The 25,870-nt window shown below is 70.7% G+C and carries 27 protein-coding genes; 10 read left to right on the plus strand and 17 right to left on the minus strand.

The features are described from left to right. Nucleotides 1-14 precede the first annotated feature (14 nt). Entirely contained in the window at nt 15-872 is an 858-nt protein-coding gene (locus ACWD04_RS14340; RefSeq protein ID WP_451131604.1) for a deoxyribonuclease IV, read from the plus strand. A 17-nt stretch (nt 873-889) separates the two neighbouring features. Here the strand turns inward: ACWD04_RS14340 and ACWD04_RS14345 are convergent, their stop codons facing one another. Continuing rightward, nucleotides 890-1,522, minus strand: a complete 633-nt coding sequence (locus ACWD04_RS14345; RefSeq protein WP_451131606.1) for a sulfite oxidase-like oxidoreductase — start codon at nt 1,520-1,522, stop codon at nt 890-892. Nucleotides 1,523-1,677: 155 nt separating this feature from the next. On the opposite strand from ACWD04_RS14345, the gene bfr reads away from it, so the two are divergent. Beyond that, on the plus strand, nt 1,678-2,157 hold the full coding sequence (bfr, locus tag ACWD04_RS14350) for a bacterioferritin (RefSeq protein WP_451131608.1): 480 nt from the start codon (nt 1,678-1,680) through the stop codon (nt 2,155-2,157). Between the two features lie 22 nt (nt 2,158-2,179). Here bfr and ACWD04_RS14355 read toward each other — a convergent pair whose 3' ends face one another. Both ACWD04_RS14355 and ACWD04_RS14360 read right to left on the minus strand, forming a co-directional pair. Beyond that, nucleotides 2,180-2,449, minus strand: coding sequence for a (2Fe-2S)-binding protein (locus tag ACWD04_RS14355; protein ID WP_451131610.1), 270 nt, complete (start codon nt 2,447-2,449; stop codon nt 2,180-2,182). A 159-nt stretch (nt 2,450-2,608) separates the two neighbouring features. Continuing rightward, nucleotides 2,609-3,955, minus strand: coding sequence for a class II 3-deoxy-7-phosphoheptulonate synthase (locus ACWD04_RS14360; RefSeq protein WP_451131612.1), 1,347 nt, complete (start codon nt 3,953-3,955; stop codon nt 2,609-2,611). Between the two features lie 104 nt (nt 3,956-4,059). Here ACWD04_RS14360 and ACWD04_RS14365 point away from each other — a divergent pair, with 104 nt between their 5' ends. Together ACWD04_RS14365 and ACWD04_RS14370 are read left to right on the plus strand one after the other, a co-directional pair. Further along, nucleotides 4,060-4,116 carry a trp operon leader peptide gene (locus ACWD04_RS14365; RefSeq protein WP_451131692.1) on the plus strand — a complete coding sequence of 19 codons (57 nt, stop codon included), beginning with the start codon at nt 4,060-4,062 and terminating at the stop codon, nt 4,114-4,116. Nucleotides 4,117-4,224: 108 nt separating this feature from the next. Next, the gene (locus ACWD04_RS14370) at nt 4,225-6,123 is read left to right on the plus strand and encodes an anthranilate synthase family protein (RefSeq protein ID WP_451131694.1); all 1,899 of its coding nucleotides are present in this window, start codon (nt 4,225-4,227) and stop codon (nt 6,121-6,123) included. A gap of 135 nt (nt 6,124-6,258) precedes the next feature. Here the strand turns inward: ACWD04_RS14370 and ACWD04_RS14375 are convergent, their stop codons facing one another. Genes ACWD04_RS14375 through ACWD04_RS14385 form a run of 3 tightly spaced genes read right to left on the minus strand, consistent with a single transcriptional unit; the run spans nt 6,259 to nt 8,945 of the window. After that, nucleotides 6,259-6,951 (minus strand): response regulator, encoded by a 693-nt coding sequence (locus tag ACWD04_RS14375; protein ID WP_451131614.1) that lies wholly within the window; start codon nt 6,949-6,951, stop codon nt 6,259-6,261. Continuing rightward, a complete protein-coding gene (macS, locus tag ACWD04_RS14380; protein ID WP_451131616.1) occupies nt 6,948-8,165 on the minus strand; it encodes a MacS family sensor histidine kinase in 1,218 nt (405 codons plus the stop codon). Before macS ends, ACWD04_RS14375 begins: the two co-directional genes overlap by 4 nt. Before the next feature lie 60 nt (nt 8,166-8,225). After that, nucleotides 8,226-8,945, minus strand: coding sequence for a lysophospholipid acyltransferase family protein (locus tag ACWD04_RS14385; RefSeq protein ID WP_451131617.1), 720 nt, complete (start codon nt 8,943-8,945; stop codon nt 8,226-8,228). 227 nt (nt 8,946-9,172) lie between these two features. On the opposite strand from ACWD04_RS14385, the gene ACWD04_RS14390 reads away from it, so the two are divergent. Next, nucleotides 9,173-9,952, plus strand: a complete 780-nt coding sequence (locus ACWD04_RS14390; RefSeq protein WP_451131619.1) for an alpha/beta hydrolase — start codon at nt 9,173-9,175, stop codon at nt 9,950-9,952. Then, nucleotides 9,945-10,619 carry a hypothetical protein gene (locus ACWD04_RS14395; protein ID WP_451131621.1) on the plus strand — a complete coding sequence of 225 codons (675 nt, stop codon included), beginning with the start codon at nt 9,945-9,947 and terminating at the stop codon, nt 10,617-10,619. Before ACWD04_RS14390 ends, ACWD04_RS14395 begins: the two co-directional genes overlap by 8 nt. 46 nt (nt 10,620-10,665) lie before the next feature. Here ACWD04_RS14395 and ACWD04_RS14400 read toward each other — a convergent pair whose 3' ends face one another. The 6 genes from ACWD04_RS14400 to ACWD04_RS14425 form a co-directional block, all read right to left on the minus strand. Beyond that, nucleotides 10,666-11,427, minus strand: coding sequence for an endonuclease/exonuclease/phosphatase family protein (locus tag ACWD04_RS14400; RefSeq protein WP_451131623.1), 762 nt, complete (start codon nt 11,425-11,427; stop codon nt 10,666-10,668). 73 nt (nt 11,428-11,500) lie between these two features. Next, nucleotides 11,501-12,442 carry an ROK family glucokinase gene (locus ACWD04_RS14405; RefSeq protein ID WP_451131625.1) on the minus strand — a complete coding sequence of 314 codons (942 nt, stop codon included), beginning with the start codon at nt 12,440-12,442 and terminating at the stop codon, nt 11,501-11,503. A 75-nt stretch (nt 12,443-12,517) separates the two neighbouring features. Continuing rightward, a complete protein-coding gene (locus tag ACWD04_RS14410; RefSeq protein WP_451131627.1) occupies nt 12,518-12,988 on the minus strand; it encodes a DUF5304 domain-containing protein in 471 nt (156 codons plus the stop codon). A gap of 80 nt (nt 12,989-13,068) precedes the next feature. Next, entirely contained in the window at nt 13,069-14,268 is a 1,200-nt protein-coding gene (locus ACWD04_RS14415) for an ArsA-related P-loop ATPase (RefSeq protein ID WP_451131629.1), read from the minus strand. A 4-nt stretch (nt 14,269-14,272) separates the two neighbouring features. Then, nucleotides 14,273-14,722 carry an SRPBCC family protein gene (locus ACWD04_RS14420; RefSeq protein WP_451131631.1) on the minus strand — a complete coding sequence of 150 codons (450 nt, stop codon included), beginning with the start codon at nt 14,720-14,722 and terminating at the stop codon, nt 14,273-14,275. 120 nt (nt 14,723-14,842) lie between these two features. Beyond that, complete coding sequence (locus tag ACWD04_RS14425; RefSeq protein ID WP_451131633.1) at nt 14,843-15,652, minus strand: metallophosphoesterase family protein; 810 nt, start codon at nt 15,650-15,652, stop codon at nt 14,843-14,845. A 280-nt stretch (nt 15,653-15,932) separates the two neighbouring features. Between ACWD04_RS14425 and ACWD04_RS14430 the strand changes: the two genes are divergently transcribed. After that, on the plus strand, nt 15,933-17,729 hold the full coding sequence (locus ACWD04_RS14430; RefSeq protein WP_451131635.1) for an AMP-dependent synthetase/ligase: 1,797 nt from the start codon (nt 15,933-15,935) through the stop codon (nt 17,727-17,729). 71 nt (nt 17,730-17,800) lie between these two features. Here ACWD04_RS14430 and ACWD04_RS14435 read toward each other — a convergent pair whose 3' ends face one another. Then, nucleotides 17,801-18,943 carry a glycosyltransferase family 4 protein gene (locus ACWD04_RS14435; protein ID WP_451131637.1) on the minus strand — a complete coding sequence of 381 codons (1,143 nt, stop codon included), beginning with the start codon at nt 18,941-18,943 and terminating at the stop codon, nt 17,801-17,803. Between the two features lie 77 nt (nt 18,944-19,020). Here ACWD04_RS14435 and ACWD04_RS14440 point away from each other — a divergent pair, with 77 nt between their 5' ends. Then, nucleotides 19,021-20,286 (plus strand): glycosyltransferase 87 family protein, encoded by a 1,266-nt coding sequence (locus tag ACWD04_RS14440; protein WP_451131639.1) that lies wholly within the window; start codon nt 19,021-19,023, stop codon nt 20,284-20,286. On the opposite strand, the gene ACWD04_RS14445 is transcribed toward ACWD04_RS14440, so the two are convergent. The 4 genes from ACWD04_RS14445 to ACWD04_RS14460 form a co-directional block, all read right to left on the minus strand. Continuing rightward, nucleotides 20,243-21,496 (minus strand): hypothetical protein, encoded by a 1,254-nt coding sequence (locus tag ACWD04_RS14445; protein WP_451131641.1) that lies wholly within the window; start codon nt 21,494-21,496, stop codon nt 20,243-20,245. The two genes, ACWD04_RS14440 and ACWD04_RS14445, sit on opposite strands and share 44 nt — an antisense overlap. 184 nt (nt 21,497-21,680) lie before the next feature. Then, entirely contained in the window at nt 21,681-22,706 is a 1,026-nt protein-coding gene (locus ACWD04_RS14450) for an NlpC/P60 family protein (RefSeq protein WP_451131643.1), read from the minus strand. A 294-nt stretch (nt 22,707-23,000) separates the two neighbouring features. Beyond that, entirely contained in the window at nt 23,001-24,362 is a 1,362-nt protein-coding gene (locus ACWD04_RS14455; RefSeq protein ID WP_451131645.1) for an NYN domain-containing protein, read from the minus strand. Nucleotides 24,363-24,399: 37 nt separating this feature from the next. After that, complete coding sequence (locus ACWD04_RS14460; RefSeq protein WP_311312862.1) at nt 24,400-24,642, minus strand: hypothetical protein; 243 nt, start codon at nt 24,640-24,642, stop codon at nt 24,400-24,402. A 170-nt stretch (nt 24,643-24,812) separates the two neighbouring features. Between ACWD04_RS14460 and ACWD04_RS14465 the strand changes: the two genes are divergently transcribed. Together ACWD04_RS14465 and ACWD04_RS14470 are read left to right on the plus strand one after the other, a co-directional pair. After that, entirely contained in the window at nt 24,813-25,562 is a 750-nt protein-coding gene (locus ACWD04_RS14465; protein ID WP_451131647.1) for a rhomboid family intramembrane serine protease, read from the plus strand. Further along, entirely contained in the window at nt 25,559-25,840 is a 282-nt protein-coding gene (locus ACWD04_RS14470) for an Lrp/AsnC family transcriptional regulator (protein ID WP_359475858.1), read from the plus strand. The genes ACWD04_RS14465 and ACWD04_RS14470 overlap by 4 nt, the downstream gene beginning before the upstream one ends. The last annotated feature ends 30 nt before the right edge of the window (nt 25,841-25,870 follow it).

Raw genomic sequence — 25,870 nt, forward strand, 5'->3', positions numbered from 1 at the left:
AGGACTGACAGCACATGCGCAACCCGATAGGCGGTCACGTGCCCGTGGCCGGCGGACTCGCCAAGGTCGGCCTCGGCTACGCACGCGAGCTGGCGGCGGAGACCGTGCAGGTCTTCGTCGCCAATCCGCGCGGCTGGGCGACCCCGTCCGGGAACCCGGCGCAGGACGAGCTGTTCCGCACGGAGTGCGAGGCACGGTCGCTCACTGCGTACGTCCATGCCCCGTATCTGATCAATTTCGGCTCGCACACGGAGGCCACGGTCGAGCGGTCGGTCCTGTCGCTGCGCCACTCACTGCGCCGGGCGCGAGCGATCGGCGCCGCGGGGGTGGTGGTGCACACCGGCTCGGCGACCGGTGGACGCCCGCGCGCGGAGGCCCTCGCCCAGGTGCGTACGCACATGCTCCCCCTGCTGGACGAGCTGACCCATGACGACGACCCGTTCCTGCTCCTGGAGTCGACCGCCGGGCAGGGCTCCTCGCTCTGCTCGCGGACCTGGGACTTCGGCCCGTACTTCGAGGCCCTGGACTCCCACCCCATGCTGGGGGTCTGCCTGGACACCTGCCACATCTACGCGGCGGGCCACGACCTGACCGGTCCCGCCGGCATGCGGCAGACCCTGGATCTGCTGGTGGACACCGTCGGCGAGGGCAGGCTGAAGCTCATCCACGCCAATGACTCCAAGGACGTGGTGGGTGCCCACAAGGACCGGCACGAGAACATCGGGGCCGGGCATATCGGCGCCGAGCCGTTCCGCGAGCTGTTCTCGCACCCGGCGACCGACGATGTGCCTCTGATCATCGAGACGCCTGGTGGCAGGGAAGGCCATGCGGCGGACGTGGCACGGCTGAAGGAGCTCCGCGGCCCTCGCTGAAGCGGACGGGGAGGACGTCAGAGCTCGGGGCCGTCCCCGGGCTCCTCCTGGTAGGAGTAGCGCTGCTCGCTCCACGGGTCGCCGATGTTGTGGTAGCCGCGCTCTTCCCAGAACCCGCGTCGGTCGGCCGTCATGTATTCGATGCCCCGGACCCATTTGGGCCCCTTCCAGGCATACAGATGCGGAACGACCAGGCGCAGCGGGAATCCGTGTTCGGCGGTGAGCAGTTCGCCGTCCTTATGGGTGGCGAACAGCGTGTGGTCCGACGCGAAGTCGGCGAGTCGGAGATTCGAGCTGAATCCGTATTCGGCCCAGACCATCACATGGGTGACGTGGGGCGCGGGCGGCGCCAGTTCCACGATCTCGCGGGCCAGAATTCCGCCCCACTCGGCTTCGAGCATGCTGAATTTCGTCACGCAGTGGAGGTCTGCGACAACGGAGGAGAAGGGAAGCGCCGTGAATTCCTGGTGATTCCAGCAGTGCTTGTCACCGTCGGCGGTGGCACCGAAGACCCGGAACTCCCAGCGGTCCGGTTTGAACTTGGGCACGGGCCCGTAATGGGTGACCGGCCAGCCCCGCTGCAGCCGCTGCCCCGGTGGAAGCCCGTTCTGATCTGCTGTGCCTCGTTCCCGGCTTTCCGGCTGACCCATGCCTCCATGGTGACAGACAGGCAGGGGTGGTCATGACCAGGGGAGAGCCGATTCGGACAACTCCCACTAAGCATGCACTTACTGGACGGCCGCGTAGTGCGATGCGAGGATGCGCGCAACCATGCCCAGTTCACCGGTTGGAAGGAGCCTCTGCGATGCAGGGCGACCCTGAGGTCCTCGAGTTTCTGAACGAACAGCTGACCGCCGAATTGACTGCCATCAATCAGTACTTCCTGCACGCGAAGATGCAGGAGAACTTCGGCTGGACGAAGCTCGCGAAGTACACGCGGGCCGAATCGTTCGACGAGATGAAGCATGCGGAGATCCTCACCGACCGGATCCTGTTCCTGGACGGCCTGCCCAACTATCAGCGGCTCTTCCACGTGCGGGTCGGCCAGACGGTCACCGAGATGTTCCAGGCCGACCGGCAGGTCGAGGTGGAGGCGATCGACCGCCTCAGGCGGGGCATCGAGGTGATGCGCGGCAAGGGCGACATCACCTCGGCGAACATCTTCGAGTCCATCCTCGAGGACGAGGAGCATCACATCGACTATCTCGACACCCAGCTGGAACTGGTCGAGAAGCTCGGTGAGCCGCTCTACATCGCCCAGCAGGTCGAGCAGCCGGACAGCTGATCGCCCTCGTGCCCCGGGCCCCTCAGGCGGCGTCGGAGAGGTTGACGTCCGGCATGACGCCCCGGGCGGCGGGCGCACCGCCCTGGGTGCCCGCCGGCACCGTAGGCCCTTCGACGAGCTCACGGCGCGGACACTCGCCGCGGCCGAGGAGCGCCTGGATCCTGCGGACGCAGCCGCCGCAGTCGGTGCCGGCCTTGCAGGCCGAAGCGATCTGGCGAGGCGTGCACGCTCCGCCGTCCGCATGCTGCTTGACCTGGTCCTCCGTGATGCCGAAGCAGGAGCAGACGTACACGCGGTTCACCTCCCGACGGATCGATCGCTGCGCCGTCCCGATTACTCGGTGAGGCTAACCTAACCTTACCCGTGGGACCCCGCACGCAAAAGCCCCGGTACGCCCGTGGGGCACGGATCACATCGATCCGTGCCCCACGGGCTGCACCAGGGGTGCTCCCTACTGGTCGCGGTACATCTCGGCGACCAGGAAGGCCAGGTCGAGGGACTGGCTGCGGTTGAGGCGCGGGTCGCAGGCCGTCTCGTAGCGCTGGTGCAGGTCGTCCACGAAGATCTCGTGGCCGCCGCCGACGCACTCGGTGACGTCGTCGCCCGTGAGCTCGACGTGGATTCCGCCGGGGTGCGTCCCGAGCTGCTTGTGCACCTCGAAGAAGCCCTTGACCTCGTCCAGGACGTCGTCGAAGCGCCGCGTCTTGTGGCCGGAGGCGGCCTCGAAGGTGTTTCCGTGCATCGGGTCGGTCACCCACACGACCGTGGCACCGGAGGCGGTGACCTTCTCGACCAGCTCGGGGAGCTTGTCGCGGACCTTGTCGGCACCCATGCGGACGATGAAGGTCAGCCGGCCCGGCTCGCGCTCGGGGTCGAGGCGGTCGACGTAGCCGAGCGCCTCGTCGACGGTGGTCGTCGGGCCGAGCTTGATGCCGATGGGGTTGCGGATCTTCGAGGCGAACTCGATGTGTGCGCCGTCCATCTGGCGGGTGCGCTCCCCGACCCAGACCATGTGGCCCGAGGTGTCGTAGAGCTGACCGGTGCGCGAGTCGGTGCGGGTGAGCGACGACTCGTAGTCCAGCAGCAGCGCCTCGTGCGAGGCGTAGAACTCGACCGCCTTGAATTCGGCCGGGTCCGTGCCGCACGCCTTCATGAAGTTCAGCGCGTTGTCGATCTCGCGGGCCAGGGCCTCGTAACGCTGCCCGGACGGTGAGGACTTCACGAAGTCCTGGTTCCAGGCGTGCACCTGCCGCAGGTCGGCGTAACCACCGGTGGTGAAGGCACGCACCAGGTTCAGCGTGGAAGCGGATGCGTGGTACATCTGCTTCAGTCGCTCGGGGTCCGGGATGCGGGAGGCCTCGGTGAAGTCGAAGCCGTTGACGGAGTCGCCGCGGTAGGTCGGCAGGGTCACGCCGTCGCGGGTTTCGGTCGGCTTGGAGCGCGGCTTGGAGTACTGACCGGCGATTCGGCCGATCTTGACGACCGGCACGGAAGCCGCGTACGTCAGGACGGCGCTCATCTGGAGCAGCGTCTTCAGCTTGGCCCGGATGTGCTCGGCGGACACGGCGTCGAAGGCCTCGGCGCAGTCGCCGCCCTGCAGCAGGAACGCCTCGCCCTTGGCGACGGCTCCCAGGCGGGCGCGCAGCTGGTCGCACTCACCCGCGAAGACGAGTGGAGGATACGAGTCGAGGTCCGCGAGTACGTCGCGCAGAGCCTCGGCATCGGGGTACTCGGGCTGCTGCGCCGCAGGAAGGTCTCGCCAGGTGTGGCCACCGGCGACGGAGGTATTGGCGTTCACGGTCACCTCGACAACATTACGGGGTCGGCGAGTGCGTCCCGTCCTGCCGCTCAGCAAATGAGACGCGCGCTCGTTTGTCCACCGTTTCCGTTAGGGTACGTGCCATGTTCGCGCTGACGACCCAGAACTGGTGGTGGACCGCTCATCCGGCGGCCCGCTGATTCATCGCGCGTACAGACTTCGCGAAGGCCGCCCGAGGGGCGGCCTTCTCTGCGTTTCGGAGCCGGGAGCCGTTCCTCCATCAGTAAGGAACACCCGTGCCCGAACCCCTGCCCGAGCCCGTGCCCGCTCGTGCCGCCGGCCGCTTGTCCGCTCTGCTCCGTGACGACGCCCCGCCTTTCGCGCTGCTGCACCGGCGCACGCCCGGCCGGGACCACGACACCGTCGAGGTGCTGACCGGGGAGGTGCGGGAGGTGGACCGGCTCGCCGACATCCCGGTGGGCGAGCTGCCCTCGCTGGCCCTCGTGCCCTTCCGGCAGATCACCGAGCGCGGTTTCGACGTACGGGACGACGGCACCCCACTCGCCGTGCTGGTCGCGGAGGAGGCCTACGAGCTGCCGCTGGCCGAGATGCTCGCCCGGCTGCCCCGCCACGACGTGCGGGTCGAGAACGGGGCCTTCGACGTCGCCGACGAGGAGTACGCGGACATCGTCCGGCGGGTCGTCGAGGACGAGATCGGGCAGGGCGAGGGCGCGAACTTCGTCATCAGACGGACCTTCGGCGGCGAGATCCCCGGCTTCGGCCGGGCCGACGCGCTGGCGCTGTTCAGGCGGCTGCTGGCCGGCGAGCGGGGCGCCTACTGGACGTTCGTCGTGCACACGGGGCAGCGGACGCTGGTCGGCGCCAGCCCGGAGGTGCATGTGCGGATGTCCGGCGGGACGGTCGTGATGAACCCGATCAGCGGGACCTACCGCTACCCGGCCGAGGGGCCGAGCGCGGAGGGCCTGCTGGCCTTCCTCGGCGACCGCAAGGAGACCGAGGAGCTCTCCATGGTGGTCGACGAGGAGCTCAAGATGATGTGCACCGTCGGCGACATGGGCGGTGTGGTGATCGGGCCCCGGCTGAAGGAGATGGCCCACCTCGCGCACACGGAGTACGAGTTGCGCGGGCGTTCCTCGCTGGATGTGCGCGAGGTGCTGAAGGAGACCATGTTCGCGGCGACGGTCACCGGCTCCCCCGTGCAGAACGCCTGCCGGGTGATCGAGCGGTACGAGCCGGGAGGCCGCGGTTACTACGCGGGCGCCCTGGCACTGGTGAGCCGGGAGACCGGTGGGGCGCAGACGCTGGACTCGCCGATCCTGATCCGTACCGCCGACATCTCGGCGGCCGGCCGGCTGCGGGTGCCTGTGGGGGCCACGCTCGTACGCCACTCCGATCCGGCGGGGGAGGTCGCCGAGACCCACGCGAAGGCGGCCGGCGTGCTCACGGCACTGGGTGTCCGCCCTGCCCGGCCCGGGTCGGAGGCGGGCCGGCCGCGGCTGGCCTCCGATCCGCGGGTGCAAGCGGCCCTGGACAACCGGCGCGGCGGGCTGGCCCCCTTCTGGCTGCGGATGCAGGAGCGCACGCGGGATCTGTCCGGCCATGCGCTGGTGGTGGACGGCGAGGACACCTTCACGGCGATGCTGGCGCATCTGCTGCGCTCCTCGGGCCTCGAGGTATCGGTGCGCCGGTACGACGAGCCCGGTCTGCGCGAGACCGTACGAACGCACGAGGGGCCGGTGGTACTGGGACCCGGGCCCGGCGATCCGGGGGACACGGCCGATCCGAAGATGCGGCTGCTGCGGGGGCTGACCGCCGAGCTCGTGCGGGAACATCGTCATGGGCTGCTCGGGGTCTGCCTCGGCCATGAGCTGATCGCGGCGGAGCTGGGCCTGGAGGTCGCACGGAAGGCCGTGCCGTGCCAGGGGGCGCAGACCCGGGTCGATCTGTTCGGCAACCCCGAGATTGTCGGTTTCTACAACAGCTTCACCGCGCTCTGCGACGAGGCGGCGGCAACGGAGCTGGGCGCGCACGGCATCGAGGCGAGCAGGGACACGGCCTCCGGTGAGCTGCACGCACTGCGAGGCAGGGGCTTCGCCTCTGTGCAGTTCCACCCGGAGTCGGTGCTGACGCTGCGCGGCGCCACGATCGTCACCGACCTGCTTGCGGCGCTGCCGGTGCCCAGCTGAAGGAAGCAGGGAGTCGATCTCGTACGTGGCAAGGCTTTCCTTGATGCGGCGCGCCCCCTGGCCCGGCGTACTCCGCGTCGAACGGATCGGTCCGGGAGGAGCCGACGACGGTGCCGCGCGGCAGACTGAAGTCCGTCAGACGTCGTCGAGGCCGGCTTCGATCGCGTAGCGCACGAGCTCCACCCGGTTGTGCAGTTGAAGCTTGCCCAGGGTGTTCTGGACGTGGTTCTGCACGGTGCGGTGGGAGATGACCAGGCGCTCGGCGATCTGCTTGTACGAGAGTCCCTTGGCCACCAGCCGCAGGACCTCCGTCTCACGGTCGGTGAGCTGCGGGACCTTCGGCTGGTCGGAGGCCACGGGCGCGGTGTCGGAGGCGAGTCGGCGGTATTCGCCGAGGACCAGTCCGGCGAGGCCAGGTGTGAAGACCGGGTCGCCGGCCGCGGTGGCGCGCACGGCGTCGGTCAGCTCCTGGGTGCTGGCCGACTTGAGCAGATAGCCGGTGGCGCCGGACTTCACGGCCTCCAGGACGTCGGCGTGCTCGCCACTGGCGGAGAGCACCAGGACACGCAGCCCGGGAAGCGAACCGACGAGCTCCTTGCAGACCTGGACGCCGGGCATCCCCGGGAGATTCAGGTCGAGCACCAGGACGTCGGGCCCGGCGGCCCTGGCCCGGCGCACGGCCCCGGGGCCGTCGCCGGCGGTCGCGACGACGTCGAAACCGGACTCCGCCAGATCGCGGGCGACGGCGTCGCGCCACATCGGGTGGTCGTCGACGACCATCACCTTGATGGCCCGTTCCTCGGTGGCCTGTGTGTTCGGTGTACTCATCGGGCCGATCCTGCCTTCCCCCGTGAAATCTTCGGAACCTTCAATTCGACCTCGGTGCCCTGCCCGGGGACCGAGATCAGCTCTGCTGTGCCGCCCAGCTCGCGCAGCCGCCCGCGGATCGACAGGGCGACTCCCAGGCGGCCCTCCCCTTCAGCCTGGTCGAGCCTGCCCGCCGGGATGCCCGGGCCGTCGTCCCGGACCGTGACGATCACCTCGTCCGGCTCGTCCTCGACCAGGATCCACGCCTGGGCGTCGGGCCCCGCGTGGACCCGGACGTTGTCGAGGGCGGCGCTCACCGCGGCGGCGAGCTCACGCGCCGCGCCGGCCGCGAGCAGCACCGGGGCGCCGGGCTCCGCGAAGGTGACCCGGGAGCCCGCGTGCGGCGCCAGCAGGGCGCGCAGGTCGGACTCGGCGCTGTTCTCCTCGGCCATGTCCACAGCGCGGACCGCTGCGCCCTCGGCGCTGTCCTCGGAGACCCGGGTCGTGGGCACCAGCCCGCTGGAGACCAGGGTCCGCAGGGCTACCTCCTGCTCGCCGGCCATCCGGCCGAGCTCCGCGGCCTCGCCGCCCAGTGCCGTGCCGCGCCGCTGGACCATGGCCAGGACCTGGAGGACGCTGTCGTGGATGTCGCGGGCCAGCCGCTCCCGCTCCCGGGTGGCCGCCTCGATCTCCAGGGCGCGGGCCAGGGTGCGCTCGCTGGCGCGGGCCACTTCGACGACGTAGCCGATGGCGATGGAGGCGACCCAGACCAGCACCACGTTGTGGAAGGTGTCCTCGCTGGGCTCGCCCCGCTCGATGATGTTGGCGACGGCGACGAGGGTGGAGGCGAAGGCCGCCCAGCGCCAGCCGCCCTTGAGCGCGAAGGCGAGGACGGAACCCGCGGTCCAGATCGACGGGATCGTCGGGCCGTCCACGTGCTGGGCGTCGAAGTCGGCGAGCGGGGTCAGCATGATCCCGGTCAGGGCGACGGTGAGGTCCATGCCGAGGAAACGCTTGGTACAGCTCGACGCGTTGGCCACCCTGGGGAGGGTGGCCAACGTCCAGACGGCGAGGACCGCCAGGAAGGCGACAGCCACCCAAGGCCGCTCGTACTTACCGTGACCGTAGCCCGCGATCAGCACCGCGTAGATCAGCGTCAGCACGCGGTAGGCGGTCAGCGCCCGCCACAGCGGCTGCTCGACCGACATCCGTACGACCCGTTCCCGCCCGGCCATGGCCCCTCCCCCGGTTCCCGCCCCTGTCATGCTGCCCGCTCCGGAAGGCCGGCGACGCTGCTACGCGCCGGGCCGTTCCGTCCCCTTCTTCTTCGCCTCGTCGGCGATCTGCCGCTTGGCCGCCGTCGCGTAGATGTCCACGTACTCCTGGCCGGAAAGCTTCATGATCTCGTACATGACCTCGTCGGTCACCGAGCGCAGGATGAACCGGTCGCCGTCCATGCCCTGGTAGCGGGTGAAGTCCAGCGGCTTGCCGATCCTGATGCCGGGCCGCATCAGCTTGGGCACCACCTGGCCGGGTGGCTGGATCTTCTCCGTGTCGATCATCGCTACGGGGACGACCGGCGCACCGGTCGCGAGGGCCACCCGGGCGAGGCCGCCGGGCTTGCCCCGGTAGAGCCGCCCGTCGGGCGAGCGGGTGCCTTCCGGATAGATACCGAAGAGCCCGCCGCTCTCGATCACCTGGATACCTGACCTGATGGCCGCCTCTCCGGCACCGCGGCCGCCGGAACGGTCCACCGGGAGCTGTCCCACGCCCTTGAAGAAGGCGGCGGTGAGCTTGCCCTTGACCCCTGGCGCGGTGAAGTACTCCGCCTTGGCGATGAAGGTCACCTTGCGGTCGAGGACGGCCGGCAGGAAGAAGGAGTCGGAGAACGACAGATGGTTGCTCGCGAGGATCGCCGGCCCGTGTGCGGGGATGTTCTCCAGGCCCTCCACCCACGGCCTGAAGGCGAGCTTCAGAGACCCGCCGATGGAGAACTTCATTGCGCCGTAGATCAACTCGAGTGCCTCCTGTGTGCCGTCCGACAGACCTTAACCTGTGGGACCGCGGCCTCCTCCGCCCGCTCGGGGCCGGAGTCCCTCGCAGGTGCTCCCGCGGATGCTCCCGCAGGTGGCGGCTGCTCGGGCGGTGACGGCCCTGGTCGGTGTCGGTCCGGTCGCGTACGGTGAAGTAAGCCTTTTGCACACCCCCCGCACCCCGCCCCCTTCATGAACAGGAGACCCCGGTGCCGGTTCTCCCTGGAGCCGAGCCGTTCCGCCACGAGGGCGGAGAGGTCGGCGTCCTCCTCTGTCACGGATTCACGGCTTCGCCGCAGTCGCTGCGCCCCTGGGCCGGTTATCTGGCGGACCGTGGACTGACCGTGTCCCTCCCACTGCTGCCCGGGCACGGGACGCGCTGGGAGGACATGGCGGTCACGGGCTGGCAGGACTGGTACGCGGAGGTGGACCGGGAGCTGCGGGCGCTGCGGGCGCGGTGTGAACAGGTCTTCGTCTTCGGCCTCTCCATGGGCGGGGCCCTGGCGCTGCGCCTCGCCGCGAGGCAAGGGGACGAGATCGCGGGCCTGGTGCTGGTGAATCCGGCGAACAAGGTGCGCGGCCTCTCGGCGTACGCCCTGCCGGTGGCCCGGCATGTGGTGCGGACGACGAAGGGGCTGACCGGCGACATCGCCCTGGCGGGTGCCGCGGAGGTCGGCTACGACCGGGTGCCGTTGCACGCCGCCCACTCCTTGCGCTCTTTCTTCCGGCTGGTCGACGCCGATCTGCCCCAGGTCACCCAGCCGCTCGTGCTGCTGCACAGCCCGCAGGACCACGTCGTGCCGCCGGCCGACTCGGCACGGATCCTGAGCCGGGTCTCGTCGAGGGACGTCGAGGAGATCCTCCTGGAACAGAGCTACCACGTGGCGACGTTGGACCACGATGCGGAGCGGATCTTCGACGAGAGCTACCGGTTCATCGGCCGCCTCGCACTCAACGCTGGCAGAAAGGGGAGCACGTCCGGTGGCTGAGCACGACGCGGAGCGCGCGGGCAGTGACGAGGAGCGCGAACCGCGCCCCACGGAGGGGACGGACGTCCCCGAGGGTACGGAGGGGGCCCGGCCGCTCGACGAGGCCGCGGCCTGGCAGGCGATCGTCGCGGGGTACGGCGAGGAACCGCCGGACCCGCCGGGCGCCAAGCCGTTCAAGTCGGTCGAGGACCTGGCGCTGCTGGAGGACGACCAGCTCAATGTCCTGGACCCCTCTGCGGAGTCCGGTGCGGGCGACGACGCGGACAAGGGCATGGGCGGGAAGGCACCCGCCGGTCCGCCCGAGAAGAAGCCGCTCGGCGGTTCGGTCGTCTTCGCCCCCGGGGTCGCGGGCCCGCGCGACTACCACCTGGAGAAGCCCAAGGACAGCGGCATCGACGACGCGGACGACAGCGAGGAGGGGCACTTCGTCCCGCCGGAGCCGCCGCCGCTCCCCGAGGCCGATGTGACCGCGAAGTTCGCCTGGCTCGCGGTCGTCGGCGGCCCGGTGCTGATGCTGCTCGCGGTGCTGATGCAGTGGGAGATGACGTGGTGGCTCACCACCCTCTCCATCGGCGGCTTCCTGGGCGGCTTCGTCACCCTGGTGGCACGCATGCCCCACGACGACGAGGACGAGGACGAGGATCCGGGGCGCGGCGCGGTCGTCTGACCCAGGGGCCCGAAAGGGTCCCGAGGAAGCCCCGGAAGCCTCCAGCTCAGTCCCCCGCGGGCACCCTGAGGGCGGCCAGCACGGGCAGATGGTCCGTGGCCGCCCGCAGGTCCGCGTCACTGACGCCGGGCAGGTCCGTGGGGACGCCGCAGCCGAGCACCTCGATGCCGTCGGTTGCGAACACCGCGTCGATCCGCTTGCGCGGTGCTTCGGGCGGGAAGGTGAGCTCACCGCCCCACGGCCGCACGGTCCGGCAGTCCTGGAGTCGCCCGGCCAGCCGCCGGAACGCGCCCCCCTCCGGTACGTCGTTGAGGTCGCCGGCGACGACGGCGTGCTGGACGTCCATCGCGTCGACCCGGTCCAGCAGCATCTCCGCCTGCGCCTGCCGTTCCTCCCGTTGCAGGCTGAGGTGGCAGCTCACGACGCCGAGCCGCGCCCCGGCGATCCGTACGACCGCCGTGGCCAGACCCCGCCGGTGCAGCCCCGGTGTGAGCGGCAGCAGCACGTCCTCGGTGCGCTCCACGGTGGCGCGCAGCGAGCAGAGCAGCAGCGGCCCGGCCGCCGTGGCACCGCCGCCGAGGACCACCAGATCGGTCATGGCCGCGAGCCGGGCCGCCGCCTTGCGCCAGCGGAAGAAGCGCGGGGCCTCCTGGACGCACACCAGGTCGGGTGCGCAGGCGCGGATGACACGGGCCAGCGCCCCGGTGTCGTCGCGCAGTGAGCGGACGTTGTAGCTGAGCACCCGGAGGACAGCCGAACCGTCCGGCTCGGTACGGGAGTCGGGCAGCGGCGTCGGCATCGTGACCATGAGAGGCACGATACGACGACGCCCGCCGCTCCCCTCGAGGGCGCGGCGGGCGTCGGACGTGCTGTGGTGGAGGTCAGCCCTGGCGTGCCAGGTCCGCCGCGCCCACCAGGCCGGCCTTGCCGCCCAGTTGGGCCGCGAGGACCTGGGCGTGCGGGCGCCACTCGCCGCCGATCAGCCAGCGCCTGAACGACTTGCGGATCGGATCGAGGACCAGTTCGCCCTCGTCCGAGACGCCGCCGCCGACGATGAAGGCCGACGGGTCGAAGAGCGAGGCGAGGTCGGCCAGTCCGGCTCCGGCCCATCGGGCCAGCTCACGGAAGGAGTCGACGGCCACCGGGCAGCCCTGCCGGGCGGCCTCGCTGATGTGCTTGCCCTCGATACCCTCCACGGAGCCGTCGCCGAGTCCCAGGAGGATCGTGGCGTTCTCCGGGGTGGCGTTGGCGCGCTGCTTCGCGTAGCGCACGAGCGCGCGCCCCGAGGCGTACTGCTCCCAGCAGCCCTGGCTGCCGCAGCCGCAGAGCAGCCCGTCCGGAACGACCCGGATATGACCGAATTCCGCCGCCACACCGAAGCGGCCTCGGCGCAGCTTGTTGCCGATGATGATGCCGCCGCCGAGGCCGGTGCCGAGCGTGATGCAGATGACGTCCTCGTGGCCCTGGCCGGCCCCGAAGCGGTATTCGCCCCAGGCCGCGGCGTTGGCGTCGTTCTCGACGACTACGGGCAGCCCGACGCGCTGCTCGACCTTGTCCTTGAGCGGCTCGTGGCGCCAGTTGATGTTCGGGGCGAACAGCACGGTGGCACGCTTGTCGTCGACGTATCCGGCCGCGCCGATGCCTACCGCCTCGACGTCGTGTCCCTCGCTCGCTCCGGACACGGCGGAGCTGATCGCGTCCACGATGCCTTCGGCCGTCGGCGGGGTCGATACCTTGAACGTCGAGAGGATCCGGCCCTCTTCGTCGACCACTCCAGCCGCGATCTTCGTGCCGCCGATATCGACGCCGATGGTGAGTCCCATGAATCCCTCAGTTTCGGTCGAGCCCCGCTACGGCCAACCGTACCCGAGCCGGGGACGGGTATCTCCTGCCCGAGGTCAGTCCAGGTCGATGCGTTCGCTGCCGCCGGGGCCCTCGTCACGCGGGTCCCTGGGGTTCTCGGCCGCCTTCTTCGCCGGGCCCGAGGTGCCCCCGGCGCCTTCGGTGCCCCGGGTCCAGCGGCCCTCCTGGCCCTCGACGGCGGAACGGTAGGCGGCCAGAAGCTCGTTGCCCGCCGCGGCGAGATGGTCGAAAAGATCCGGATTACGCTCGATGACGGGCTCGACCGCGGACTTGGCCTGCCGGATCACCTGCTGGACGGTGCCCTGGGCTGCCATGCCGAGCAGCGGCGACTGCAGCGAGGAGACCTTGTCGGCCACCGCGTCGATCAGTTTGCGCAGCTCTTCGGCGGCGAAGCCCGGCTGCTGTCCGTACTGGGCCCGGCGGCGGGCCTTCTCCGCCTCGAGATCCTCGGCGCAGGCCTCCGCCCACGCGTCGTCGTCGACGGGACGATCGGTGGCTTCACTCATGGCGGACTCCTGCGACGCGATTGCCTGCGTGGCCGTGCGAGCCACGTACTACCGACGTTACCCGAACCGTGGTACGCCGTTCATTGTGTCCGGGGCCAGAGCGCGGGGTCAGGTGTGAACCGGACACGCAGGACACCGTCGGTCAGCGCGGCACCGGTGACGGTGCAGCGGCGCAACGCGGACTCCAGGCGCACGATCCGGTGGAACCGCCCCGCGGTGAGGAGCAGTTCGTCGCCGCGCCGGACGAGCCGGAGGTCCTTCTTGACGGCGCCGGGCAGTGGCAGGCACCAGGCGATCACACCGTCCCCGGCGTTTTCGGTCCACCAGGGGTCCCCGGCGTGGCCCGGAGTCCGGTCGTCCGGTGCGCAGGACGCCGCGCGGGTTCCGGCGAGCAGGGCCAGGTCCTCGACGGTTCGCGGCTCGCGGCCGAGGTGTGCGGTCTCGCGTACGGATGTCCCGGGCGCCCACTCCTCGCGCCAGCCGTCCAGGGACTTCTCCTGCCGAGCGGCGAGATCGGCGAACCAGGGGTCGGCGGAGTGGCGGGGCAGGACCCGGGAGGCCACGACGGAGTCGACGCGCAGTCCGTGCAGGGCGAGTCCGGTACGGGCGCTGCTCAGTGCCTCCCCGGCGGCCGGGCCCGGTTCGGCGACGAGCCGCACGGTGGTCGCGTTGTCCCCGATCAGCGCCTCGACGGCGGCCAGTTCGGCGTCCTTGCGCGCGGCGGCCTCGTACAGCCACTGGGCCGGCATGGGTACGCCGGCGAGCTGGGCGAGTACCGGGCGCAGGGCGCGGGCGGCCTGGCGTTCGCGGGGCAGGAGGCGGCGCAGGTAGCGGCGCAGCTCTCCGGGCAGGGCGAGCAGGGCGAGTGCCTCGGTCAGCGGGGGCAGGTCGACGACGAGGACCTCGTAGCCGTGCTCGGCCCAGTCCCCCTCGGCCACCCGGTGCAGGGTGTGCAGGACGGCGAGCTGGAAGCTGCCCGGCAGTTCGGTGAGCTCTTCGCCGTCGAGCCGGTTGGCACCGAGCAGGTCGAGCACCCCGGACGCCCGGTCCTGGAGTTCGAGCAGTTCGCCGCGGAAGTGCGCGGCGGAGTCGACGCGTGCGCAGAAGAGCCGCTCGGCGACCTCCGCGGGCCCGGGGCCGGGGCCGGCGGGGAGGGCGGGTACGGCGTCGGCGGAGACCAGAAGAGTGCGGCGGCCACCGCGGGCCGAGGCGAGCGCGGTCGCCGCGGCGACTGTGGTACGGCCTGCGCCGCCGGGGCCGGTGACGAGGACCGTACGCACGTGATCAGACCTTCGGGACGGACTCGACGCGCTTCTTCAGCCCGGCGAGGGCGCGGTCGATGATGACCTTCTCGGCCTTGCGCTTGATCATGCCGAGGAGCGGGATCTTGACGTCCACGGCGAGGCGGTAGGTGACCTCGGTGCGGTCGCCGTCGCCCAGCGGTGCCAGTGCGTAACTGCCGTCGAGGGCGCGCAGCATCTGGGACTTGACCAGCGTCCAGCTGACTTCGTACGGGCTGTTCCAGGTGTAGGCGAGGACGTGGTCGTCCTTGATCGCTCCGGCGTCCAGGACGAGACGGACCTGCTCGGCACGGCCCTGGTCGTCGGTGGCCAGGATCTCGGACTCCTTCACCTCGCCGGTCCATTCCGGATAGCGGGCGAAGTCGGCGATCACTCCCATGACGTCGGCCGGTGCCGCCTCGATCGTGATGCTCGAGCTGGTGTGTTCAGCCATCGCCGTGGCCCTCCAGTGCGGTGTACCGGTCGCGTTCGGCAGAGGCCTGCCGTGTGCAGGCTATCGCGTGCCGGGAGCCCTCCCGGCCGCGCCCCGGCCCGCGGCCGGCGGCCGTGTCGCTCACCACTCCAGGGCCCACGGGCGCCCGCTCGAGGCGAAGTGGCCGACATTGACGCACTCGGTGGCGCCGATCCGCATCCGGCGGACCAGCGGCTGGTGCACGTGGCCGAAGATCGCGTACCGGGGGCGCGTGCGGTGGACGGCGTCCAGGAGTGCGCGGCTGCCGCGCTCGAAGCGCCGGGCCACGGTGTCGTACGTCAGCTCCGGGACGTCCGGCGGGATGTGCGAGCAGAGGACGTCCACCGGCCCGAGCGCCTCGACCTTGGCGGCGTACTCCTCGTCGCTGATCTCGTACGGGGTGTTCATCGGTGTCTTGAGGCCGCCCCCGACGAACCCGAAGACCCTGCCGCCGATCTCGACCCGTTCGCCGTCCAGCACGGTGGTACCTGAATTGACGTATTCGGGCCAGAGGGTGGGCACGTCGACGTTGCCGTAGGTGGCGTAGGTGGGGGTGGGCATGACCGCGAACATCTCGGCGTACTGCTTACGTACGGCGGTCAGGATGGCCGCGTTGCGGTCCAGCCCGGCCCACAGCTCCCGGCCGAAGGCGCGGGCCTCCTCGAAGCGGCGTGCGGTGCGCAGCTCGACGATGCGGTCGGCGTTGGCGACGCCGAACAAGTCGGGGAAGATGCCGCGCGAATGGTCGGCGTAGTCGAGGAAGAGGACCAGGTCACCCAGACAGATCAGGGCGTCCGCGCCGTCTCCGGCGCGCGCCAGCGCCTCCGCGTTGCCGTGCACGTCGCTGACCACGTGCACGCGTGTCCGTCGGGTGGGGTTCGTGTGCTGATTGTGCGGTGTGCCGACTCGCATGGAGATCACCCTAGGTCTCCGCCCGGCGCTCTGGGTAGAGGCCGTCGGACCTGCGATTACTTCCGGACCTGGGCACGGGTGGACTAATGTGCGCCGAAGGACCGCGGATATGTGTGATGCATAAGACATCTGGCCGGAACCCCCTTTCCGGAACGGAGTACCGGTGGGTAACGTCCCGCCAGTCCAGTCGTGCTCACCCCACCGAGCATCTGCCAGTCTTGGACCGATCCGGTGCGTCGCACAGAGCCGTGGAACCGGAGCCCGATGAGGAGCAGCAGTCTTGCGCGAGTTCAGCCTTCCGGCCCTGTACGAGGTCCCTACGGACGGCAACCTGACGGATCCGATCCGCCGCAACGCCGCTCAGCATCCCGACGTCGCGGTGATGAGCCGGAAGGTGGCCGGCGACTGGACGGACGTCACGGCCACCCAGTTCCTTGCTGAGGTCAGAGACACCGCCAGAGGCCTGATCGCGGTGGGTATCCAGCCCGGCGACCGGGTCGCGCTCATGTCGCGTACCCGCTTCGAGTGGGTCCTGCTGGACTTCGCCATCTGGAGCGCGGGTGCCGTCACGGTGCCGGTGTACGAGACCAGCTCCCCCGAGCAGGTCCAGTGGATACTCGGCGACTCGGGCGCGGTCGCGGTCGTCGTGGAGAGCGACGCGCACGCCGAGTCCGTCAGCGCCGTGCGGGACGGGCTCCCCGGTCTGCAGCACGTCTGGGAGATCGACCGGGACGCCGTCGGCGAGCTCGTCAGGGCGGGTGCCGGGGTCTCCGACGAGACGCTGGACCTGCGCATGGTGAGCGCCAAGGCAGACGACCCGGCGACCATCGTCTACACCTCTGGCACCACCGGCCGCCCCAAGGGCTGTGTGCTGACCCACCGCAGCTTCTTCGCGGAGTGCGGCAACATCGTGGAGCGGCTCAAGCCCCTCTTCCGTACCGGCGAGTGCTCCGTCCTGCTCTTCCTTCCCACCGCGCACGTCTTCGGCCGGCTCGTCGAGGTCGCTTCTGTGATGGCGCCGATCAAGCTCGGCTGTGTGCCGGACATCAAGAACCTCACCGATGAGCTGGCCTCGTTCCGGCCGACGCTGATCCTCGGTGTGCCACGGGTGTTCGAGAAGGTCTACAACTCGGCGCGGGCCAAGGCACAGGCCGACGGCAAGGGCAAGATCTTCGACCGGGCGGCCGCCACGGCGATCGCGTACAGCCGTGCGCTGGGCACTCCTGAAGGGCCCTCGGTCGGCCTGAAGATCAAGCACAAGGTCTTCGACAAGCTGGTGTTCAGCAAGCTGCGCGCCGTGCTCGGCGGCCACGGCGAGTACGCGATCTCCGGCGGTGCACCGCTGGGCGAGCGGCTCGGCCACTTCTTCCGCGGCGTCGGCTTCACGGTGCTGGAGGGCTACGGCCTCACCGAGACCTGCGCCGCCACCGCCTTCAACCCGTGGGACCGGCAGAAGATCGGGACGGTCGGCCAGCCGCTGCCGGGCTCCGTCGTACGGATCGCCGACGACGGAGAAGTGCTGCTGCACGGCGAGCACCTGTTCACCGGGTACTGGAAGAGCGAGGCGGCGACTGCGGAGGCACTGGCCGACGGCTGGTTCCACACGGGTGACATCGGCACGCTCGACGAGGACGGCTATCTCGCGATCACGGGCCGTAAGAAGGAGATCATCGTCACGGCGGGCGGCAAGAACGTCGCCCCGGCCGTGCTCGAGGACCGGATCCGCGCACACGCCCTGGTCGCCGAGTGCATGGTGGTCGGCGACGGACGGCCTTTCGTCGGTGCGCTGCTCACCCTCGACGAGGAGTTCCTTTCCCGCTGGGCCGAGGAGAACGGCAAGCCGGCCGGGTCGACGGCGGTCTCGCTGCGCGAGGACTCCGAGCTGCTGGCCGAGGTGCAGCGGGCGGTGGACGACGGCAACGCGGCGGTGTCCAAGGCGGAGTCGGTACGCAAGTTCCGCATCCTGGCAGCGCAGTTCACCGAGGAGGCGGGCCACATCACGCCGTCGCTGAAGCTGAAGCGCAATGTCGTGGCGAAGGACTTCGCGGGCGAGGTGGAGTCGATCTACCGCGACTGAGCCGGGCGTACGTACCGAGTGGGCCCGCACCGTGACCCGTGACCGGTCCGGGCCCCGCTTGGTGCATCTGCTCAGAGCAGCGCCTTCAGCTGTCCGGCGAGCAGGTCCCAGCGCCATTTCTCCTCGACCCACGCCCGGCCCCGCTTCCCCATGCGCCTGCGCAGCTCCGGGTCACCGAGCAGGGTGACGATCCGGTCGGCGGACTCCTCGGCGGAGCCGCCCCGTACCACCCACCCGGTCTCGCCGTCGAGCACGGCGTCCGGGGCACCCCCCGAGTCACCCGCCACGACCGGCAGCCCGGTCGCGGACGCCTCCAGGTAGACGATGCCGAGGCCTTCGACGTCGAGTCCGCCCCGCCGGGTACGGCAGGGCATGGCGAACACGTCGCCGGCGCCGTAGTGCGCGGGCAGTTCCTCCCAGGGCACCGGTCCGGTGAAGCGCACGGAGTCCTCGACACCGGTCTCGGCCGCCAGCTTCTTCAGCTGCCCCGCGTACGGGCCGCCGCCGACGACGAGCAGAACCGCGTCCGGCACCCGCGCCAGGATCGCCGGCATGGCCAGGATGAGCGTGTCCTGGCCCTTGCGTGGCACGAGCCGCGACACACACACGACAACGGGCCGGTCCGTGAGCCCGAGCCGGGACCTGACCCGGTCGCCGCCGGAGGCCGGGTGGAAGGTCTTCTCGTCCACCCCGGGCGGCAGCTGCACCATGCGCCCGGCGGCCTCCGGGGTGAGCGCGGTGGTGATCCTGGAGCGGGTGTACTCGCCGAGGTAGGTGATCGTGTCGGTGCCCTCACCGATGCGGCCAAGCAGTCGCCGGGACGCGGGCAGCTGGGCCCAGCCCGCCTCGTGGCCGTGCGTGGTGGCCACGATCCTGCGGGCGCCGGCCTTGCGCAGCGCGGGCGCCATCAGCCCGAGGGGGGCGGCCGCGCCGAACCACACGGAGGAGCAGCCGTGTTCGCGCAGCAGCCGGACCGCCTGCCGGGTGACCCGCGCGGTGGGCAGCAGCATCGTCGTCCGGTCACGTACGACGGTGAACGGCTGCTCGGCGTCGAAGGCGGCGGTGGCCTCGGTGCCCTCCGCGCCGCGCTTCCAGGTGGAGGCGTAGACGACGAGCCGCTCGGGGTCCATGCGCAGCGCCATGTTGTGCAGGAAGGCCTGGATGCCGCCGGGGCGGGGCGGGAAGTCGTTCGTCACGATCAGCGTCTTGTCCATCGCCGCCGACAGTACCGGGCGGTCCGACGGCCCTGCCTGACGGCTCCCGCACAGCCGGGGCCTGCATCATGGCGTGTATGACGGTCAGGACAGGTACGAGTGGCCGGGGGGGCCTGGGTCCGTCCCTCGCCGTATGGGGCCTCACCCGGGCGGTGCTACTGCTCTGCGTCTTCAAGGTGTTCACGGTGCCGGGCCCGGATGTCACGGTCGATGTCTCGGTGATCTACCGGGGCTGGTACGAGGTGCTCCGCACCGGTTCCTATCCGCTGGACGACGTCACCTGGCAGTATCCGCCCGCTGCCGCGCTCGCCGTGCTCTCCCCCGATCTGCTGCCCTTCCTCGAGTACGCCTCCGCCTTCTTCGTCCTCGTACTGATGTGTGACGCGCTGGTGTTCGGGCTCCTGCTCCACGCGGGGACCCGTCCGGGCCTGCGCGACGCGGGCGCGTGGCTGTGGGTGGCGGGTGTGCCGCTGCTCGGGCCGACGGTGTACGCCCGCTACGACCTGATGGTGACGGCTGCCGCGGTGGCGGCGCTGCTGGCAGGCGTGCGCCACCCCAGGGTGCTGGGGGCACTGGCTGCCTTCGGCATGCTGCTGAAGGTCTGGCCGGTGCTGGTGCTGGTGGGCACCGCCAAGGGGAGGGCCACACGCCGGTCCTGGTCGGCGGCCGCGGTGACGGCCGCGGTGCTGCTGCCGGCGGCCGCGGTCGCCGGGCCCGGCGCCTTCGCCTTCCTGACGTTCCAGCGGGACCGGGGGCTGGAGATCGAGTCGCTGGGCGCACTGGTCTTCCACGTGGCCCGGCAGTTCGGCTGGGAGGGCCGGGTGGAGCTCCGCTACGGCTCGATGGAGTTCGCCGGCCCCCACGTGGCGCTGGTGAGCACGCTGGCCCTGGCGCTGAGTGTGCTCGCCTTCGGCTGGCTGCTGGTGTGGCGGCTGCGGGCCCGTACGTTCGCAGTGCACACCCCGGCGGACGCGGCGTTCACCGCGGTGCTGCTGTTCACCGTGACCAGCCGGGTCATCAGCCCCCAGTACATGGTGTGGCCGCTCGGTGTCGCCTCGGTGTGCCTGGTGTTCCGGGGCAGCCGCATGGCGCTGCCCGCGTGTCTGGTCCTGGTGGCCACCGCTGTCACCCTGTTGGAGTTCCCGCTGGGCTTCGCGCACGTGGTGGCCAGTGACGCGGAGGGCGTGGCGCTCATGGCGGTACGCAACGGTCTGCTGGTCGCGGCGACGCTCAGCGCGGGGCGGCGGTTGTGGCGAGCCACCGTGCCGGGGGCCCGGGAGAGGGTCGCGGCGGAGCGGATCAGCCGAGCCGGTCGCGCACATACTCCCGCCAGCGCGCCGTGAAGTCCTGGGGCGTGGTGCCGAGCACCGTGTGCATGGCCTGCTCCACGGCTCCGTCCCGCTGCGAACGGCTGCCCACGGCCTTGTAGAAGGCGATCAGCTCCTCCTCGCCCCAGTCCTCCGCCATGAGCTCGCAAGCCAGCCAGCCGCCCTCGTACGCCCGGGAGAGCTGCGCCGGGTCCTCTCCGAAGCCGAAGTCCTCGTCGGTCGGGAGCCGCGCGGGCAGGTCACCGCCGCGGACCGCCTCGGCGAGTTCCGGTGCGATCTCGGGAGCGGTCCGGTTCTCCTGGCGGTAGGCGGCCCGGTCGGCGAAGCCCTCGGAGAGCCAGACAGGTGTGGCGGCGGAGGTGTGCGCCCGGGTCGCCACGTGGGTGGTCTCGTGCGTGAGGACGACCCGCTGCCCGAAGTCGCCGAGCATTCCGTACGCCTCCGGATTGACGATCACCCGGTCCGCGGGCGCCCGGCCGCTCCCGCCGACCGTGCCGGTGGTGACGGCCGCTATGCCGCGGTAGCTGGCCACGGGTGAATCCAGGAGCGCCGCCATGTCCTCCACGGACTCGGGAACGAGTACCACGACCCCCTCCGCCCAGGGCTCCGGCCAGGAACCGGTGGCGGCCGGAACGGCCCGGTCCGCGGTGGCCGCGATCCCGCGCAGCTCCGCCGTCGGGCGGCCGACCCCCAGGACCAGGCTGTGCGCGCCCCGTACGACCTCGACGTCGCCCTGCTGCCAGAGCTGCCCCGGCGAGCCGTCGGCGGCCCGGTCCGCGGCGATGTACCAGGTGCGGCCCTCCCCGCGGCGGACCAGTTCCACCGTGCGGGACGAGGACACGGGGGCCGTGTCGTAGCCCTTGATCCGGTAGCGCAGTTCGACCTCGGCGGTGGCTCGGTCCGCGCCCTCGTCCGTCACGTCCTTCACCTCGTACGCCCAGGACTCCAGCGGTACGTCGGCGAGGTTGTGCAGCTCGGTGCGCTGGGTGGCCCGGAAGGAGCCGGCCCGGGGGTCGAGCGCCGCCAGGTACGCGTCGGTGTCGCGCTCCATGAGCGCCGCGGCCCGGCGGTCCAGGGCGGCACCGGCCTCCTGGACGGTGACACCGGTCGCGGTGTCCCCCGGGGCGGAGCACGCGGGCGCGAGCAGCAGGGCGGCGAGCACGGCACCCGCCGTGCACCGTCTGCGGGTGCGTTCCCGCCGTGCGTCCCGCATCCGAACAGCCACCCGCCGATCGTACGGTCAGACGCAGCCGCACTTCCTACCGCCGTACTCCGAGGTACGCGGCCCGGCCGCCCGGGACTGGCGGACCCGCGACAGGGAGCCGTCGCAGCGGCGCCCCGCCGGCGACCTGTGGTCTCCGGCGGGGCGCGCGTCAGTGCGGGGATTCGGCCGTTCGGGCGTCAGCTGATCAGACCCGCACGCCGAACTGGAACGACCCGAGGTACTCCATCGCCTCGTAACGCACGTTCGTGCCCGGGTACGGGGCGTGCAGGACCTGGTTGTTGCCGGCGTAGATCCCGACGTGCGAGGTGTTGCTGAAGAAGACCAGGTCGCCGGGCTTCAGAGCGCTGCGGCCGATCCGCACACCGTCGTTGACCTGCGTGTAGGTCGTGCGGGTGATCTGGACACCGGCCTGACCGAAGGCCCACTGGGTCAGACCCGAGCAGTCGTACGAGTCGGGGCCGGAGCCACCGGAGACGTACGGCTTGCCGATCTGCGTGGCAGCGGCCTGGAGGGCGGCGGCGCCGAGGCCGGATGCGGGGACCTCGTTGCCCAGCTCGACGCGGCTGCCGGCGTCACGGCTCGCACGCTCCTCCTCCTGCGCCATCTTGGCACGCTCGGCGGCGGTGAGGGTGTTCAGCAGCTGGCGGGCGTCGGCCAGCTTGGCCTGGTACTTCTTCTTGTTCGCGTCCAGCGTCTTGCGGACGTCGGCGAGGTCGTCGAGCTTGCCCTGCGCCTCCTTGCGCTGCTGCGCGAGAGCGCGCTGCTTGGCCTGGATCTTCTGCAGCGACTGGGCCTGCTTGGCCGTCAGCTGGTCGAGTGCGGAGGCCTGGTCGAGGAAGCTGTCCGGGTCCGAGGAGAGCAGCAGCTGGACCGACGGGTCGAGACCACCGGAGCGGTACTGCGCGGTGGCGAGCGAACCGAGCTCGCTGCGCATGGCGTTGAGCTCGTCCTGGCCACGGGCGACCTTGTCCTGGAGCGCGTCGGTCTGCTCCTTGAGCTTGTCCTGCTGCTCCTTGGCGCCGTTGGCCTTCTCGTTGACGACCTCGGCCTCGTGGTAGAGCTTGTCGACCTTCGCCTTGACCTCACTCTTGGTCGGCTTGGGGTCGGCGTGGGCGGCCTGGGAGGTCAGGGCCACGGCAGCAGCAGCGGTCGCGGTGAGCACGGTCACGCGGGCGCGGCTCGGCTGCTTGGGACGACGGTGGGACCCCACGAAGGCGAGCTCCTTCTTCCTCGAACCGCCTACCGGGCTATGGGGGGAGAGGAAATCCCCGGCTCCGTGGACGTCACGGACTCGGCGGTCCCTTCGCCGTTACCCCGGGTGGGCAATCAACCGTGCGAAGGTTCGAGGCCTGACCTTAGTGACCATCTTGTGATCAGTTCAAATCCTCACAAGCAAAATCTCGTCACACCAGGCACTTCTTTACTTTCATCGCACTGCGTGTAGTGGCAACTTGACGGTACGTTCCATAATTTCCGGCAAGTCGCCCATGTCTCACATGACGCCTCAGACGCGCGAAAGGCGCTTCAGGAGCAAGGCGGACGCGACCGGCCTCGCCCCCGCCTTCGCCACCCCGTCGGCGACTTCGCGGTCGGTGGAGACCACGACGACGGGTCTGCCCGGCGGTTCGGCGCGTGCGAGTTGGCGGATCAGCTCGTCCGCGGTCACCCCGGCCTTGCTGAACAGCACCCGGACTCCGCGCGGCGGCGCCAGCAGGACCGGGGCGGCCAGCTCGGCGCCGTCGAAGACACAGGTCATCTCGGCGCCGGTCTGCGCCGCGAGGACGGAGAGCCCGCCCAGGAGGCGCAACCGCTGTTTCTCCAGGGGCATCTGCGGATAGCCGGTCTTCGTGACGTTGTAGCCGTCGACGATCAGGTGGGCCTGCGGCAGGGCGAGCAGCTGGTCGAGCAGCGCCGGATCGGTCTCCGAAAGGGCCCTGGCCGCAATGTCCTTCGGTGACATCCGGCCGGGCTCCACCGCCTCGACGCCGTCCGCGGGGCGCAGCGAGGAAGGGGGCAGGGCCAGTTCACGGCGGAGCCCCTGCGCCGCGTCGAGCACGGTGTCCAGGAGCAGCCGCAGTCGCATGTCCTCGACCGAGCGCCCTTCCCTCGCCGCCCGGCGGCCCGCCTCCACGGAGGCCTCGGCCTCGGCCAGCCGCGCCTTGAGCCGGCGGGACTCGCTCTCGGAGGCGGAGATCTGGGCCGCCGCCTCGGCCCGCACGGTGTCGGCCTCGGCGCCGGCCTTGCGCAGAGCCGCCTCTCCGCGCTTCACCTCACTGAGGGCGCTGCGCAGCTTGCGGTGCAGGGAGTCGGCCTCCTTCCGGGAGGCCTCCAGCTCCGAACGCAGCCGTTCGGTGTCGGCCCTGGTCTGGCCGCGGGCGCGGTCGAGTTCCTCGCGCAGTCGCTCCAGCTCGCGCCTGGTCTCCTCGTCCACCCGCTCGGCGTAAGCCCTCTGGACCTCTTCACCGGCGGCCGCCACCAGCTTGGTCCAGCCGGCCGGCCGCAGCACGTAGGCGGCGGCGGCCACGTCGACGGGGTCGGCTGCGGCAGGCGGCGCACCGGACGTGAGCGCAGCGGCCAGCTCCGGCTGGGCCTGGGTGACCCGCTCAGCGATGCGCCGGCGGAACGCCGGGTCGCCCTCCAGGGCGGCGGCCATCGCGTTACCCGCGAACTTGGCCCGCCTGTTCGGGGTGAAACGGGCGTACTGGCGGAGCTGGGTGGGGAGTTCGCCGACGGTCAGACCACCGAACGCCTCCGAGACCAATGCCACCACCTTGCGGCGTACACCCTCAGGCAGCGGACGGTCGAGCGACTCCGCGGTGCCGTCGGCCGCGCCGGCCGGTCCGGCGCCGCCTGTCGGCTGCTCCACCATCCATCACCCCAATATGTCTGTCCGCACGACCCCGTCAGGAGTCGGCACCAGGCCGGTCGACCAGCTCGATCTGGTCCACGGCGTTGCACCAACGACAGCGCACCGACTCGATGGTCTCACTGACCACCTCGCGCTCCTCGATACTCGACTCCCCGGCCAGGTCGAGATGCACGTACTCCACGACCTTCGAGGAGCGCGTCACATCGAAACGGGTGAGATTGCCGCAGAGCGTGCAGCGCCAGCGGGTCCCGTCCGTCGGCTGGGGAACCGTCGTCATCGTTGCGTCCTCTTTCGTCGTTCGTCGAGTCCTGTGCGTGCCCAGGTCCTCGATCTCGCGGTGCGCCGTCGAACTGCGGATGTCCTGCCGCAACCCTACGGCCTTGCGCATACCTGACGGCACGGCGAGGCGGTCTGCCCCGCTCTCACCGGGTGCGTCATGCTCTGTACGTGATCGATCGGCGGGAAGTCGGCTGGCGGAAGCGGGCCAGGGAGCTCGGAGCGGCCGCCACGGCGGGGGGCGCCCCGGTCACCTACGGGCTGATGGCGCTGTGCTGCGCGGTGTTCCTGATCAGCCCGCTCTCCGGGTTCAATCCCGCCTACGGCAGCGGCGACGCGCTCCTGGCAGCTCAGGCCGGGTACTTCGAGCGATGGGGTGTGATCCCCAGCGAGCTTCCGGACGGCTCCGCCCACGCGGCCCTGACCCCGCTGACCGCGCTCTTCGTGCACGGCAGCTGGCTGCACCTCCTGGGCAACATGCTCTTCCTCCACGTGTTCGGCGCGATGGCCGAGGAGCGCATGGGCCGCATCGAGTTCACCTTCTTCTACGTCGCGTGCGGCTACTTCGCCCTGGTGGCCTACGCGGTGGTACACGCGGGTTCCGACCAGACGCTGGTCGGCGCGTCGGGGGCGATCTCCGCGGTGCTCGGCGCGTTCCTCTGCCTCTTCCCCAAGGCCCGGGTCACCAGCCTCTTCCCTTTTCTCTTCTTCCTGCCGCTGCGCTTCCCCGCCTGGATCGTGCTCGTGTTCTGGTTCGTCCTGCAGTGGCTGGCGGCGCGGAGCGCGGGCAGCGGCCCGGGCGTGGCGTACCTCGCGCACGTGGCGGGTTTCGCGGCAGGGTTCCTCTACGCCTGGGTCCGGTTCCGGGGTACTAGAGTGAAGTCTCCAGCCACGGCCACTGAGGGAGAAAGCCAGCCGTGATCACCGCGATCGTGCTCATCAAGACCAGCGTGGACCGGATTCCCGAGATCGCCGAGGCCATTGCCGCGCTGGACAGCGTCAGCGAAGTCTTCTCGGTCACCGGTACGTACGACCTGATCGCCATGGTCCGGGTGGCCCGGCACGACGATCTGGCCGATGTCATCCCGGGCCGGATCAGCAAGATCCCGGGCGTCGAAGGCACCGACACCCACGTCGCCTTCCGCACGTACTCGCAGCACGACCTCGAGGCGGCCTTCGCCATCGGCCTCGACGGCTAGGTTCTCCCGTACGGCTCCGGCCGGGGACGG

The organism is Streptomyces sp. NPDC002911, from assembly GCF_053591835.1.